7 protein-coding genes are annotated in these 16,307 nt (G+C 48.0%); all 7 read left to right on the top strand.

The window, feature by feature from the left end; genetic code table 11:
- Position 1: 1 nt before the first annotated feature.
- The 7 genes from B5D63_RS13845 (at position 2) to B5D63_RS13815 (ending at position 16,305) form a co-directional block, all read left to right on the top strand.
- A complete protein-coding gene (locus tag B5D63_RS13845; RefSeq protein WP_078669376.1) occupies positions 2-1,447 on the top strand; it encodes a RagB/SusD family nutrient uptake outer membrane protein in 1,446 nt (481 codons plus the stop codon).
- 360 nt (positions 1,448-1,807) lie between these two features.
- Entirely contained in the window at positions 1,808-4,975 is a 3,168-nt protein-coding gene (locus B5D63_RS13840) for a SusC/RagA family TonB-linked outer membrane protein (protein ID WP_078669375.1), read from the top strand.
- Positions 4,976-4,998: 23 nt separating this feature from the next.
- Positions 4,999-6,717, top strand: a complete 1,719-nt coding sequence (locus tag B5D63_RS13835; protein WP_078669374.1) for a SusD/RagB family nutrient-binding outer membrane lipoprotein — start codon at positions 4,999-5,001, stop codon at positions 6,715-6,717.
- Between the two features lie 31 nt (positions 6,718-6,748).
- Complete coding sequence (locus B5D63_RS13830) at positions 6,749-7,645, top strand: hypothetical protein (RefSeq protein ID WP_078669373.1); 897 nt, start codon at positions 6,749-6,751, stop codon at positions 7,643-7,645.
- Positions 7,646-8,080: 435 nt separating this feature from the next.
- Entirely contained in the window at positions 8,081-11,170 is a 3,090-nt protein-coding gene (locus B5D63_RS13825; RefSeq protein WP_078669372.1) for a SusC/RagA family TonB-linked outer membrane protein, read from the top strand.
- A gap of 49 nt (positions 11,171-11,219) precedes the next feature.
- Positions 11,220-12,599 carry a SusD/RagB family nutrient-binding outer membrane lipoprotein gene (locus B5D63_RS13820; protein ID WP_078669371.1) on the top strand — a complete coding sequence of 460 codons (1,380 nt, stop codon included), beginning with the start codon at positions 11,220-11,222 and terminating at the stop codon, positions 12,597-12,599.
- Positions 12,600-13,176: 577 nt separating this feature from the next.
- Entirely contained in the window at positions 13,177-16,305 is a 3,129-nt protein-coding gene (locus tag B5D63_RS13815; RefSeq protein WP_078669370.1) for a SusC/RagA family TonB-linked outer membrane protein, read from the top strand.
- Positions 16,306-16,307: the final 2 nt, after the last annotated feature.

Below are 16,307 nucleotides of genomic sequence, written 5' to 3'. Positions count from 1 at the left end.
TATGAAATATTCAAAATTTTCTATACTTGCGCTGACAGCCGTTACTACATTCTCTGCTTGTAATTCCAAGCTGGACATCGTTCCCGGCAATGCGCTGGATGATAAAGATGCAGTTACCGAAGCTAATGTGCGTATCCTGGCCAATGGCCTGTACGAGCGCGCTCAGGAGCTGGAGTATTATGGTCGTGACTTCAACGTGGTGACTGACGTTACCGGCAACGATATGAAGATTACTGCTGCTAACTCTAACCGGTTTACGCTTGAGTTTAAATATACTTTCACGCCGCTTTCTTCCGCACAAAGCAAGACCTGGCTGAATGCCTACCGCGTAGCCAATCAGGCGAGCGTGATCATTGACAAACTGCCGGAAACCGCTGCCACCAAACCGTACAAAGGCGAAGCGTACTTTATGCGTGCTTTGGCACATTTTGACCTGGCAAGAAGATTTACCCGTCCGTATTCCCAGATGCAGACCAGGGCTGCCGATGCTAACACCGGTGTGCCGCTGGCTGTGAAAGCAGTAGATAATCCTGCTACCTTCAAACCTTCCCGCGCTACGCTGAAAGAAACGTATGCTGCGATCATCAGCGATCTGAAAGCCGCCAAAGGAATGGCGCCTGCCGCCGGCTCCAAAACAGAGGCTGTTTTCCGCGCTTCCAAAGAAGCCGCATCTGCACTGCTGACCCGTGCTTATCTCTACATCGGCGATACAACGAAGTCTGCGGACCCTAACTGGCAGCTGGTGATTGATGAAGCTACTCCGCTGATCAATGCTTTCCCGCTGTGGAGCGATGCTAATTATCTGGCCAACTATACTACCAACTCCGCTACTTCTGAAGATATCTTTAGCTTGCGTTTCCTGACGCCAGAGAACAGAGGTGCGAATAATTTTGGTAATATTTACCTGCCTAACGACGGTACTTCTACCAGTGGATACGGTGATGTGCGCCTGACTGAGAGCTTTATGGCGCTGTTGGACGCTGCAGACTACCGCGCATCTGTGGTGAAGAACTTTTCCGGTAACAACTACATGATGAAGTGGGTCGGTAATGGTCTTGGCCTGACAGGCATGTCTAATGTGAAGATACTGCGTATCAGCGAAGTGTTGCTGAACCGTGCCGAAGCGTACATGCGTAAAGGCGATCTGCAAATGGCAGTGGCTGACCTTAACAACCTGCGTCAGCACCGTGGCCTGGCTGCTATTACTGCTGCTGATGCTGGTGCCGTAAGGACTGAGTTGATTAAACAACGCAGACTGGAACTGGTAGGAGAAGGTTTTGCCGCTACTGATCTGTTCAGGTTGGGTGGCGTACGTCACGTAGGTGATGCCGATGCATTACTGCAGAATGACGTGTTGCCCACTGATCCCCGTGTAGCATTTCCTATCTCTCAAATTGAAATTGATGCTAACCCGAACATCGTACAGAACCCGGGTTATAATAAATAATTGCAGCATTCACTGTTGTGAAAGGGGCGTCCATCGGGCGCCCCTTTTTTATATTAGTCAGGTTTGGTGTCCTTACAAAAGGGGGTGTTCGCCCCGCCCATCTGTAAAAAATTTCTTTTATGCAGATTTCTTCTTATTTGCTTAAAAAAAATGTATTTCCTCCGCATATCTTTCTCAACATTTCCAAATGTCTCCCTGTTATTTAGTTGTTATTTAACGAATATTTGTATCTCCTCATATAGCAAAATATCTGAAATTATCTGATATTATTTTAACCAATACTGATAATATATCATCTTTTTTTGTCGTAATTTAACCGGGTTAACTTCTATTTATTTAGTCAATCAAAACAAGTCGCTTATGAAAAAAGAGCTACTACTATGGCTGTTCGTGTGCAGCAGCGTTCTCAGCGCAGTAGCCCAGACACGAACGATCAGCGGAAAAGTTACGGATGCAAAAGACGGCTCAGCCCTCCCCGGGGTGACAGTAGTGATCAAAGGCACTACCAAGGGTGTTTTTACATCCGGTGACGGTACTTACAAGCTGAATAATGTGACCAGTGGCACCACACTCGTGTTTTCCTTTGTAGGTTATCTGACGAAGGAAGTTCCCGTTGGGCCGGAAAATGAAGTTGACGTAGCCCTGGATGCAGATAAAAAACAATTGGGAGAAGTGGTGGTGACCGCCGTGGGCCTGAAGCGTAACGAGGCTTCGCTGGGTTATTCAGTATCCACGGTAAAGCCCGACCAACTGGTGCAGAAATCGGAACCGGACATGTTGAAAGGGTTGCAGGGTAAGGTGGCCGGTGTGGACATCAGGACCTCTCAAGGTACGCCAGGTGCTGCTACCCGCATTAATATCCGTGGTAATACTTCTTTTTACGGAAGCAATCAGCCGTTGATTGTAGTAGATGGGATTCCTTACAATAATGACCAGGTAACCACCTCCAGCCAGACATCGGGCGGCGGTGCCTATTCCAGCGGTCTTTCATCCCTTGACCCCAATGATATTGCTTCCATGACGGTATTGAAAGGCGCAGCGGCAGCAGCGCTTTACGGCTCAAGGGCCTCCAATGGCGCGATCATTATTACCACCAAATCCGGCAGCGCCAATATGGGTAAACGGAAAACGGAAGTCACCTACTCTTCTTCCCTTTCCATGGAAAACGTGGCCAACCTGCCAAAGTACCAGAATGATTTCGGGGCCGGCAGCCGCTTTGTTTATTCCAATGCCAACGGCTCCTGGGGACCGAAATTCGGTACGATCGATTCCATCCCTGCCTGGCCCGACTACCTGGCCGCTTTCCCGGAACTTTTTCCCGCTTCCGGTAACATTGCTTACCGGCCTGTCCCCAACAACGTAAAGGACCTGTTCCGCACCGGTTTCATCACAGAAAACTCCATCGGCGTCAATGGCGGTAATGAAAAATCCGCTCTCAGCGCCACGGCCTCTTACCTGAGCCAGGACGGTTATGTGCCTCACGCCTTCTTTAACAGGGGCAACCTGTCTATCGGTGGTGTAACGCGGCTGACCAACGGTCTTACCGTTAACGGCAACTTCAGTTACAGCACCAGCAACCAGGGAGGCAGTATTTTCGGTGAGAACCAGGTGTCGGGCGCCACCTCCTCTTTTGCCCGTAACCTCTTCCTGGCCAGGAACTGGGACATCACCGGGCTGCCCTTTGAAGACATCGAAGGCAATCCTGTATCTACCAATAAACAACAATATGACAACCCGCTCTGGGCGTTTAAGCATAACACGATCAGCACTGCTACTGACCGGTATGTGGCCGGTTTGAAACTGAACTATGAGGTGCTGCCGTGGTTCAACCTTGGTTACCAGATCGGCGTGAACCAAAATTCCTTCCTGCGTAAAGAAGTGGTGGAAATAGGTTCCAGGGGCGCGGAAGGCGCCGGCCAGATCGTGCAGCAGAACTATCGTTTTACAGAAATAGAATCCAACCTCATCGGTACATTTACTCCTAAACTGAAGAATGAAGATTTTGGCCTGAAAGTGGTGGCGGGGCATAACGTCAACCAGCGTACGACCAAATCACAAATCAATACAGGTAAGGCGATTATCGTTCCCGGGATATACACCATGCTGAACACCAAAACGGTGATCCCGACGGAGGATGTTTTTATACAGCGCAGGTTGTGGGGCCTTTTTGCAGAAGTGGACCTGGACTATAAAAAATGGTTGTTCCTGATACTGACAGGCAGGAATGACTGGTCTTCCACATTGCCCTCCAATAACAGAAGTTACTTCTACCCCAGCGTAGCCGCCTCTTTCATCTTCACCGATGCGCTGAAGATGAACAGCAAGGTGCTGACCTTTGGTAAACTGCGTGCCAGCTGGGCCAAGGTGGGCAGGGATGCAGACCCCTATCAACTCGCTAATATCTTCAGGGTTAACCCCGCTTTCCTGGGGCAACCTGGTGTTATGCAGGACCCGGCAGCGGGGAATCCCAATCTGAAGCCTGAGTTTACACAGGACTTTGAAGTAGGCGCCAACCTTGAGTTTTATGACCGGCGGGTAACGTTGGACTTCGCCTGGTACAGCAGGCTGTCTACCAACCAGATTGCGCCTTTGACCCTGCCGCCTTCTTCCGGTTTCGGGCAGGTGATAGATAACTATGGTAAGCTGACCAACAAGGGAATTGAAATCGATCTGAACGTGATGCCTGTCCGCAACGACAACCTGACCTGGAACATACATGGTATTTTCACCAGGAACAGGAGTGTAGTGAAGGAACTGAAGCCTGGTGTTATCAGGCTGCCGCTGGCAGGGGTGCTGGATGAAATGTCTCCTTACCTCGAAGCCGGAAAACCTTATGGTTATCTGCGCGGCACCGCCAATGTCAGGGATGCTGATGGCAGTCTCCTGATAGATCCGACTAACGGTTACCTGATCCGCGATCCGAACCAGCGGATGGTGGGTGATCCCAATCCCGACTTCAAGGCGGGTTTAGGAACCACCCTGAACTACAAAGGTTTTTTCCTGAATGCGTTGTTTGATCTGACAAGGGGCGGCGACATTTACTCCGTAACCGTCAGCTCTCTGCTTGGACGCGGCGTTACGAAAGATACCCGTGCGGAAGCGCGTGAGAATGTATACGTTATTCCCGGCTATTATGGTGATGTGAACTCCGGAGCACCCTTGCTGGATGACAAGGGTAACAGGATTCCTAACCAAACGGCCATCAGCCTTTTTGAAATGTTCTTCGGTGAAACTTTTGCCATCAACTCTGCAACAGAATGGAACGTGTATGATGCTACCGTCTATACTTTCCGTGAGCTGACCCTGGGGTACGACTTCCCTAAGAAATGGTTCGGTAAAACGCCGATAGGCGCGCTCACGCTGACACTGACAGGCAGGAACCTCTGGTATTACGCGCCGAACCTTCCCAAGTACACCCGGTTTAATCCTGAAGTGGGCAGCTTTGGTTCTACCAACGTACAAGGTATAGAATTGTCTGGTGCACCTACTACCAGGCGTTATGGCGTGAACCTGAAAGTGACGTTCTAGTTTATCACGAAAAAAATGAACCGATGAAAAAACTAAGCAGAATAATTTTGGTGACCCTCGTTATGATAACGGGATGTACAAAAGGGTTCCTGGATATTAATACTGATCCCAACAACCCTACCAAGGTGTCGTTGAAACAATTACTACCAGCTGCGGAACAGGGGTTGGCGTTTTCTATGGGTTTTACCAATGATGCCCGCGGGGCCCGCGGGCTTACAGAGGTACTATCGGTATATGTACATCAGATAGTGGTACGGGAAAGCCAGGACCAATACGGCGCTACCGGGTCACAGTTTGATATTAACGGCGCCTGGTCTGATTTTTACAGTGCGCAGCCGGTGAGTGGACTTCCCGATTATATTGGTTTGCTGGAGAATGTGGAAGTGCTGATTAAGCAGGCTACCGAGGGAGGTAACCGTCATTATGCAGGCATCGGAAAGTTGCTGAAAGCATATGGCATGAGTCAGTTTGTGGATGCATTTGCAGATATACCTTTTTCTGAAGCGAACAAATTTGCAACTGGTGATCTGCGTTATCCTAAGTTTGACAAAGGCGCTGATATTTATCCGCAGCTTTTCAAATTAATTGATGACGCCATCGCTGATCTGGGAACCGGTGATAATCCGTTGGAGCCCGGTGGGGATGATATTTTTTACGGCGGAAATCTTGCGAGGTGGACTGCCATGGCAAAGAGCCTGAAATTAAAACTATACAATCAGGTACGCCTGGTACAGGATGTATCGGGTCCTGTAAGTCAGTTGGTAAGTGCAGGCGGTTTGATCAGTAATACCGGACAGGGATTTATGCTGCGGTACGGCTCGCAGGTGGCGCCGGACGATAGAAACCCTGGTTTTAGCGAGTATTATGCTACCCAAAAATCGCACTATATCAGCCCCTGGTTTTATGAGATCATGAAGGGTTATAATCCGCGGTTATTTACCGGTATCAGGGATCCCCGGATACCTTATTATTTCTTTAATCAGAATACCAAACTGGGTGGTTCGCAGGCGCCAACAGAATATCGTGATTCTGGTTTTGTGTCCATTTATTTCGGTTCAACAGGCACCAACCGCAATTCATCGCAAGACAACAGCATGACAGTGTTTGGCCTCTATCCGGTAGGTGGTAAGTATGACAATGGTAGTGCGGGAACGGTGACTGCAGCCAGCGGCACCGGCGCTGCGCCCTTGCGGTTACTTACTTACGCAGACGTATTGTTTATTCAGGCCGAGCTGATCAATGCCGGTGTTATTGCGGGAGATGCCCGTCAGAAGTTATCCGCCGCTATCGATGAATCTTTCAAGCAGGTCGACTTTGTTGTCAATTTAGCCAAGGGCGGCCAGGCAGTACCCACCATTGTAGGACCGGATGCAACTGCCTATCGTGACAAGATATTGGCTGTTTACGATGCCAGAACTACGGCAAAGGATAAACTGGAAGTGATCATCACACAGAAATGGATACAGTCTTTCGGCTTTAGCGGTGACGCCTATTCAGATTACCGGCGTACTGGTTTCCCGGTATTATTTAATCCCAATGATCCTACCATGGCCCCTGGGCGTCAGGCGCAGCCGCCGATATTCGGTAACCCTACGCTGCCGCCGCCACAGGCAAAAGTGCCGGTAGCATTGGGTAGAAACTATCCGTTGTCGCTGCCGTGGCCTACTAATGAAATCGAAGTGAATCCGAACGCGCCATCGCAAAAACTGCCGGACGTAACACCGGTGTTCTGGGATAAATAACCTTCTCATTCATGTGTACAAAAAAGTAAGTATGAAGAATAAGATCATCTATATAATCATGTTGGCGGTTGGAATAACGGTTTTTTATGCATGCCGGAAGAATGACAACCCCAAACTACCGGATGGCGTTTCGAAGCGCCAGGTGCCGCAGCTTACGCAGGACAACACCAAGGACCTGCTGATTCAGTCAGATAACCTGCCTGATTTTAAAACTGCGTTTAATGTAGCGCTGTATTTCCCTACCGGGGACCAGCCCAAAACCACGGATGTGGTGGTAGCTATGAATGGCAGGTACAACAATGTGAAGGTAGCACAGGGCGGCATCACTTCTTTGCCGGCTGTGGTATCCCTCACCGGTACCCAACTGATGCAGCTGTTCGGGCTTTCCGCCAACGGACTTACACCGGGAGACTACTTTGAAGTAACGACTAATTTTACCATGAACGACGGAACACAGATCCATGGTTTTGGCGATACGGTTACTTTATCAAATGGTAAGAAACAGTACATTCCTCCTTATGGGGCAGACGTGCTGGGTTCCGCCGGGCTGATCAGGCTGCTGACCTACACCAAGGTATGTCCGCTGACCGTAAAGACTTACCTGGGTGGTATGACCGTGAATGATCCGGGGGTAACAGAAGTAGAGTATCCGGTAACGGTAGCTGTTAATGCAGATAGTACCGTGTTTACCTTCACTGGCTGGGCGGATATGGCAGGAGTGGTCATGAAGGCCAATTTCAGCAGGGCCGGTTATCAGTTCACCATTCCCAAGCAGAAAATTGCAGATCTCTTCCAGGGATATCATAACCTGACAGTGTCAGGTACCGGAACGATCAACCCCTGTGATACCACGATTGTATTCAATGTAACAACGGAAGTGGACGAGGGTAGTTTTGGAAATAATGAAACTATTTTATCCAAACCCTGACGGGTTGGATAACGGATACTAAAAGACGCGCCACCCGCAAGGGTGGCGCGTCTTTTTATGGCTGTGTCGATAGGCTAACTTATCAAGAATTATTTAGAATCATAGCAATTTGTTAAAAATATTACCTTAGCATAGTAGAAAAGATTTTTTTGTTTTTATATCTTGTGTCCGTTTTTAAACAAAAATTAACAATTGACCAAAAATCAAAATCTGAATAGTGTGATGTTGTAACCCGTTATTTACAGGCTTTGCTTATGTTTGATGCGTTCGAATCCTATGCTGTGAATGGATGCACCTGATTCCAAATATGGTGTAGTTCGCCCAAAGAGGATATGCCCTGCATTTTTCCCGGAATGAATTTAAGCACCTAGTAATCCAACGACAACGACCCAGTGTTTTAGGTTAACTGAAATATTTATCAAATCTAAATTGCTTATGAAAAGAGGATTACTCTTGTGGCTGCTCATGGCCATTGGCGTCTTGCATGTATCTGCACAGACGCGAACGATTACAGGTACAGTAAGAGATGGTAAGGGCAATTCTCCGATCCCGGGAGTTTCCGTTGCCGTTAAAGGTAAAGGTACTGGTACTTCTACCGGACCAACCGGTACCTACAAGCTTCAGGTAGCACCAGGCACTACCCTGGTTTTTTCCTTTATTGGTTATACCTCCCAGGAAGTAGTAGTAGCTGATCAGAGTGTGGTGGATATTGCACTGGAAGAGGATAAAAAGCAGCTCAACGAAGTGGTGGTAACCGCGCTGGGCATCACCAGGGAAAAGAAGAGTCTGGGGTATAACGTACAAACCGTAAAAGGTGAAGACATCGTACGGGCCGGTGAAAACAACATCATCGAGTCGCTGTCTTCCAAAGCTGCCGGTGTTCAGGTAATTGGCTCCGGTGGTACTCCAGGGGCTTCTTCTAAAATTCTGATCCGTGGTAACTCTACCTTCACGGGCAACAACCAGCCGTTGATCGTTATTGATGGTGTACCTATCGATAACTCCACTAATTCCACTGTATCACAGACTTATCCGTATAATGCCAACCTGCAGGGTGTAAACAACTCTAACCGTGCATTGGATATCAACCCGGATGATATCGCTTCCGTGACCATCCTGAAAGGCCCGTCTGCAGCAGCGCTGTACGGCGCCCGCGCAGGTAACGGCGCCATTATCTATACTACCAAAAGAGGTAAGGCCGGCTCCGTACATGTGACTTACGACTTTAACGCCGGCTTCGATAAAGTAAGCCAGCTCCCTAAGGAACAGGATATCTATGCGCAGGGTTCCATTAAAAATGGTGTGCCTGTTTATCTGCCTAACTTCCTGGATAATACAAATCCGGTAGTTGAAAGCTGGGGCCCGAAAATCAGCTCCCTGAGCGGTGTTAAGGTTCACAACAACACTAAAAACTTCTTTCAGACAGGTACTAACTATACCCACAACGTGTCTGCCACAGGTGGTAACGAGGTATCTACTTATCGTATCTCCCTGAGCCGCGCAGACCAGAAAGGTATAGTTCCCAATACGAACTTCTACCGTACATCTGTTCGCGCTAACTTCGATACAAAAGTTACACAGCGCCTGTCTATGAATGCCTCTATGAGCTATGCCGCTACGGAAGGTACCAAAGCACAGAATGGTAGCAATACTTCAGGTATCATGTTGCCGCTGCTGAGAACTCCAGCCAGCTTTGATCTGAAAGATTATCTTAATGCAGATGGCTCCAGCAGAAACTTCGTTAACAACTACGACAACCCCTACTGGACAGCAGAAAATAACCCGTTCAGGGATAAAGTAGACCGTTTCGTAGGAAACATCGGCGCCAACTACGAAATCAACAACTGGTTAAAAGCTACCTATAAACTGGGTGCTGACGTGTATACTGACGGAAGGAAACAGATCTATGCCATTGGTTCTAATGGTAACCCCAGTGGTATGCTGGAAGAAAACACCATCAGAAGCAGACAATATTACTCTGACCTGATCCTGAGCGGTCATAAAGAGTTTAATGAGAAATACTCTGTTACTGCCAACATTGGTGGAAACGTAACCCAAACGAACTTACAGTCGCTGTATGGTCGTGGTACAGACCTTTCTATCCCGAATTACAATAACCTGGGTAATGCTTCTACGCTGTATTCTGACGAAAGCACTACTTTCCAGCGTTCCTCCGCGTTCTTCTATGACGTACAGTTTGGCTACAAAAACATTGTTTTTGTAGGTACTACCGGTCGTAACGAGTGGGCTTCCACTTTCGGTAAAGTAAAAAATAACTTCTTTTATCCTTCTGTAAATGCTTCCTTCATATTTACAGATGTACTGCCGAAGAACAACATCCTGACCTACGGTAAACTGAGAGGGGCTATTGCCCGTGGTGGCCTGCCTCCTTCTCCGTATTCATCCCTTACTTATTATGTAAAACCTTTCTTTGCTGACGGTTTCACGGATGGTAACTCCTTCCCCTTCCAGAAGCAGAATGGTTTCCTGTTAAACAACATCTTCGGTAACCCGAACCTGAAAGCGCAGACGGCTGTGGAAAAAGAAATCGGTTTAGACCTGAGATTCTTTGACGCCCGTCTGAATATCGAAGCGACCTATTATAACAAGAAAACCTCTGACCTGCTGGTGTTAAGACCACTGGCCGGTTCTTCCGGATTCCAGAAAATGTTGGATAACACCGGTTCTATGGTGAATAAAGGATGGGAAATCGCGGTGTCTGGTGATGTGGTTCGTTCCAAAGACTTCAACTGGAATGTTAACATCAACTTTACCAGAAATAAAAACGAAGTATTGGAACTGGGTGAAGGTGTTTCTGAAATCGACGTTGAACCTGCCTTCACTGCTATTGGTTCCTTTGCGATCGTTGGTCAGCCTTATGGCGCCCTCTATGCTTCCAAATGGAAACGTACTGATAAAGGTGAGCTGATTATCGGCGCCAATGGTCTGCCGCTTGTTGAAGCTAAAAATGGTAACATCGGTAATCCGTTCCCTGACTGGACAGCAGGTGCAAGATCTACTTTCAACTATAAAGGCATTACACTGGGTGTACTTTTCGATATCCGCGAAGGTGGTAAGATCTGGAATGGTACCATTGCCAGAATGCACCAGTTAGGCAGGTCTGAAGAATCTGCTGACAGGGAGAGAACTTATGTTATTCCTGGCGTGACCGATGATGGTACCGGTAAACTGGTACCCAATACACAGGCCATCACAGCAGAGAAATATTTCAAATCTTACCTGGGCGATGGCGCAGGCTCTGCAACGGAGAATGCTGTGTATGATGGCTCCTGGGTACGTTTGAGAGAAGTATCACTGTCTTACCGCTGGAATTTCAAAAACCAGAAAATCATTCGTTTTGTTGAGCTGATCGGTACCGGCCGTAACCTGTGGTTGTCTACCAAATATCCTGGTGTAGATCCTGAAACCAGCCTGACAGGTGCAGGTTCTAACCTGACCGGATTCGATTATTTTAATAACCCAGGTACCAAAACCTACGCTATAGGTGTGAAACTGGGCTTATAAAAAATAAGACCTGGCGATACTAATATTTGGTAATACTAATAACGAGATAATGAAAAAGATAATAATAGCACTCGCATTGCCTTGCATCATGCTTTCTACTTCCTGCAGTAAGTTTGTTGAGGGGTATGAAGTTTCCCCGAACAACCCTGTCAATGCCACCGGCCCACTGGTGTTGTCCAGTGCTGAGTTGGGACTGATGTCGGTATATGCAGGAACACCTGCACGTACAGCTGCAATATTGACTCAACAGCTGGGCGGTACCGCTGAACAGATGCTGGCCATCGACATGTATGATATGAAAGAAGGCGATGCCACCAATGACTGGAATAATATCTACAATAACGTCGTTCAGCCTTGTAACGACATCGTTGCTCAGTATAGCGAAGGCAACCCGCATAACAAAGCGATGGCGCTCGTTGTAAAAGCAATGGGCCTGGGGGTTGCTACAGACCTGTGGGGTGATGTTCCCGGCCAGGAAGGCGGTATGGGACATATTACCGGCAACTTTTCACCGAAGTATGACGCACAAAAAGACATCTATACCCAAATCCAGTCTTTGCTGGATGAGGCCATCGTTTTACTGAAAGACAGGTCCAAAGAAGATGTCCGTAAAGTAGGTACCAACGACGTCTTCTTTCAGGGAGACCTGGACAAATGGTTGAATACCGCTTACATACTGAAGGCGAGATATGCTATCCACCTTACCAAAAAGAACGCTAATGATGCCGCTACCAAAGCGCTGGATGCATTGACCCATGTGACTAACGCCGGCGACCTGCGGGCAACCTATGGAGAGTCCAGCAACGAGTACAATCAGTGGTATCAGTTTAGCCTGGACCGTGCCCCTCTTCTCAGAATGGGCAAGTATCTGGTCGATGTGATGAAAGCCAGCAGCGACCCCCGTCTTCCGGTGTACGCTGAATCAACGTCTGCTGGTTATGTAGGTGCTGCCCCGGGTTCTCAGAACCTGAATGCTTCCGAACTTGGAACTTACATGGCAGGTAAGACGGCTCCTATCACATTCGCAGGGTATGTAGAAGCATTGTTTATTAAAGCAGAAGCTAACTTCCTCCTTGGTAAAACACAGGAGGCTGCCCAGGCTTACAACACTGCTGTACTTACCCATGTGCAGAACGCAACCGGTAGCCCTGCTCCTGCCGCTTTCGTGACAGCTTACGCCAGCGAAACCGCTGCTACCATCACGAAAGCAAAAATCATGAACCAGAAGTATGTTGCCATGTTCGCTCAGATCGAAACATATAATGACTGGCGTCGTACGGGCTTCCCGGCAATTACCCCCAACCCGGACAACGTGCTGAATAAACCAGCTATTCCGCGTCGTCTTCCTACCGACCAGAATGAGCGTCTGTACAACAAGAATGTTGTTGTGACCAGCGATATCCTGAAACCAGTATGGTGGGATGAATAATCGAATGATCCTTTTTTCATAAAAAACAGGCTGATCATTCCCGGTCAGCCTGTTTTTTTTATGTCCTATTTTAAATTTTTCATAACACAAATGTGCTACTTGTTTATTGGTAGCTTTTACTATATTTGGCCCCTGATCATAAACAATGATCATGTGAACCAGAATCTGAGACGTGAAATTGAAATCTAAATCTGTAATAAAAATTGGTTTTCGGTAAATGCTTATGAGAAAATGCCTGACCAGCTTTTTCTTCACTTTTCCTGTTGATATACACGCCGTCAACGCCGCTGTAGTATTAAGTTTTCTTGGTATTTGCATAGGGGGTAAATAAAAATATACCGTCGTAGGTGTGACGGACATCGTGTCAACTTAAAATTGGTTTTGCTTATTTAATCTGAATTTTATTTTCTGCGGAAAATTTTTCCGGCTAGTCGTTTTGTTGTTATCAAAACGCAGCGATAGCTGCGTATAGGATCTCGTTTGCGTTAATATTTTTTTATAAGTGCATTGGTGCTTATCGGCACTTCCATGCCCAAACTTTTGTTATCAGTTACATTTTCTCAAATCAAAATCGCTTATGAAGAAAGGATTGCTTCTCTGGCTGTTTGTGGCTCTCAGCGCGTTACAGGCGTTGGCGCAAACACGAACAATCTCCGGTAAAGTGACCGATGCAAAGGATGGCGCGCCTTTGCCGGGTGTTACCGTACGAATTGTTAGTAGTACTAACGGAACAGTTACAAACGCTTCCGGTGAATTCCAGTTAAAAGTAGAAGGAAAAGTTGCTGCGCTGGAACTTTCTTTTGTAGGCTATGCTACCCAGCAGGTGAGCATTGCCGGTAAAAACAATGTAGACGTAAAGCTGGCAAGGGATGAAAAAGGCCTGAATGAAGTAGTGGTCGTAGGTTATGGAACCGTGGAAAGGAAAAATCTGACCGCTGCAGTATCCAGTATTAAAGGAGCTGCATTGACCAACCAGGCCAATTCCAGCGTGGACCGTCAGCTGGCGGGCCAGGTGGCAGGTGTGCAGGTAGCGGTGCCCAGCGGCATCCTCGGCCAGGCCGCCCGTGTCCGTATCCGCGGTACCAACTCACTGACCAGCAGCGCTGACCCGCTGTATGTGATCGACGGTGTGCCCTATATCACCGGCAACCAAAGTGGCGTTACGCCTAACAACCCGCTGGGTGATATTAACCCCAACGACATTGAAAGCATGGAAGTACTGAAAGATGGCGCCGCAACAGCTATCTATGGTTCCCGTGCCGCCAATGGCGTTATCCTCATCACTACCAAGAGAGGTAAACTCGGAAGAGCCAGGATCACCTACGACAACTGGTTTGCCGCAGCAACACCTTCCAAACGGTTCGATTTGCTGAATGCAGATGAATTTGTGACTATCGCTAACGAAAAATATGCGAACGTAGGTAAACCTGCAGTAGCTTTCCCTACCCCTAATCCGGCTGGCGGCAACTACAATACCGACTGGCAGAAGATCGTTACCCGTACTGGCTTCCAGCATAACCACGCTCTGTCTCTCAGCGGCGCCAATGAACAAACCAACTATTACGTTTCCATGGGTTATACTGAGTTGAATGGTATTGCCGTAGGTAACAGCCAGCGTAAATACCAGGCCCGTTTCAAACTGGAACAAAAGGCGCTGGACGTGATCACCGTGGGTATCAATGCCAATGTCTCCCATATCACCAACAACGGTCTCAATAACAGCACTACCGGCCTTTCCGGTAACATCACCAACGCACTGCGCGCATTGCCCAACGTACCAGCCAAATGGAACGATGGTACCTACAACCTCAGTGCGGACAAACAAGTGCTGGGCAGCGGCGCCAATGCAGAAAAAATCACCGACAACTATACCAATATCCTGTACGTCATAGACCACAACATCTATCGTAACCAGAACCTAAACGTGACTGGTAATGCCTTTGCCAATGTACAAATCATCAAAGGACTGGATGTCAGGACACAGATCGGCGTGAACGCGCTGAACGGTGAAGACTTCCAATACTGGAACCCCGTTCATGGAGATGGCCGTAACTCAAAAGGTATCGTGTTTCAGCAGGCTATTCCCAGCTTCCGGTACAACTGGGTGAATACCATCACCTACAACAAACAACTGGGTAACCATAACATCAACGCAGTAGCAGGTCTCGAGTATCAGAAAACAAGAGAGCGTAGCTTCTCTGCCAATGGCACCAACCTTACCAGCGCTTTCTTCGGACAGAACAACGTGATCACTAACGGCGCGGGTACCCAAACGATTGGCGGCGATATCATTGAACGTGCTTTCCAGTCTTACTTCGTAAGAGCTACCTATGCTTACCTGGACCGCTACATCGTGTCTGGTACTTTCCGTCGTGATGCCATCTCTTCTCTGCCTCCGGGTAATCAGAACGCTGATCTGCCAGGTGTTTCCGTAGGATGGAGACTGTCACAGGAAAACTTCTTCCGCAATTCCGACGCACTGCGCTTTATCAGCAACCTGAAAATCAGAGGTGGCTATGCTAAAGTAGGTAACGTGGAAATCGGATCTTACCCTTATGCCGGTACTTACAAAACAGTACTGTATGGTAACGACCTGGCACTGGCTTATAACCAGCTGTACAATCCGGAACTGTCTTTCGAAACCAGCAAAAAAACCAACATCGGTTTGGACCTGGGCCTGCTGAAAGACAGGATCAACATCACTGCCGAGTACTTCAAAAATGATATTGACGGTATGGTGCTGGCGGCTCCCACCCCTCCTTCCCTGGGTATCCCCGGCGCCGGAAAGCCCAATGTTATCAACCGTAACATAGGTAAAATGTATAACAAAGGCTTTGAGTTTTCCGTGAACAGTACCAACATTCAACGCGAAAACTTTACCTGGACCACCGGTTTTAATATCTCCTTTGTGAAAAACGAAGTCACCGGCCTGGTAAACAATGCCGATATGGTGTACGCTTATAACATCACCAGAGTGGGAGAGTCTGTGGGCAGCTTCTACGGTTATGAGTCGGTGGGTGTGAATCCGGCCAATGGTAATCCGCTGTGGCGGAAAGCTAACGGCTCCATTGTTCAGGGCGATTTCAAAACCAGCGCTTACTACGCTTATGACCCGTCCAAACCGGAAGATATGAGCAAAAGAACAGAAGCACTAACAGCAACGGATAAACGTGTTTTGGGCAGATCAACGCCCACCTACTACGGTGGTTTGAGCAATACGTTTGCTTACAAAGGTTTTGACCTGAACATCTTCCTGTCTTTCGCCGGTGGCAACAAAGTGTATAACATCACCCGCCAGGAAGCACTGAACAACCAGAAGTTCCAGAACAATGGCAGAGAACTGCTCAACAGATGGACTACGCCGGGCCAGGTGACCGATGTACCGAAACTGTATCAGGGTTCCGACAACTTCGTGTTACAGAACGGCAACGTATCCAGCCGTTTCCTGGAAGACGGCAAATTTATCCGTGCACAGAACATCGGTCTGGGCTATACCATGCCTAAGCGTATCGTGGAAAGCATCCGGCTGAGCAATATCCGGGTGTTTGCACAGGTGCAGAACGCTTTTGTGATCACCAGCTACTCCGGTATGGACCCCGAACTGAATGCCTATAGCGGTACCCGTGTAAATACGGAGCCGGGATTGGATTATAACACTAACCCGATGCCGCGTACCTACACTATCGGTATCAATGTTGGACTGTAAAA

The sequence above is a fragment of the Chitinophaga eiseniae genome, from assembly GCF_900167135.1.
GTDB classification, from domain to species: Bacteria; Bacteroidota; Bacteroidia; order Chitinophagales; family Chitinophagaceae; genus Chitinophaga; species Chitinophaga eiseniae.
This window is presented reverse-complemented; position numbering and strand designations above follow the sequence as displayed.

Excerpts from the sequence above, each read along its gene's own strand:
- B5D63_RS13825 (WP_078669372.1), top strand. The coding sequence starts at position 8,081 with ATGAAAAGAGGATTACTCTTGTGGCTGCTCATGGCCATTGGCGTCTTG.
- B5D63_RS13820 (WP_078669371.1), top strand. The coding sequence starts at position 11,220 with ATGAAAAAGATAATAATAGCACTCGCATTGCCTTGCATCATGCTTTCT.
- B5D63_RS13830 (WP_078669373.1), top strand. The coding sequence starts at position 6,749 with ATGAAGAATAAGATCATCTATATAATCATGTTGGCGGTTGGAATAACG.
- B5D63_RS13845 (WP_078669376.1), top strand. The coding sequence starts at position 2 with ATGAAATATTCAAAATTTTCTATACTTGCGCTGACAGCCGTTACTACA.
- B5D63_RS13815 (WP_078669370.1), top strand. The coding sequence starts at position 13,177 with ATGAAGAAAGGATTGCTTCTCTGGCTGTTTGTGGCTCTCAGCGCGTTA.
- B5D63_RS13840 (WP_078669375.1), top strand. The coding sequence starts at position 1,808 with ATGAAAAAAGAGCTACTACTATGGCTGTTCGTGTGCAGCAGCGTTCTC.
- B5D63_RS13835 (WP_078669374.1), top strand. The coding sequence starts at position 4,999 with ATGAAAAAACTAAGCAGAATAATTTTGGTGACCCTCGTTATGATAACG.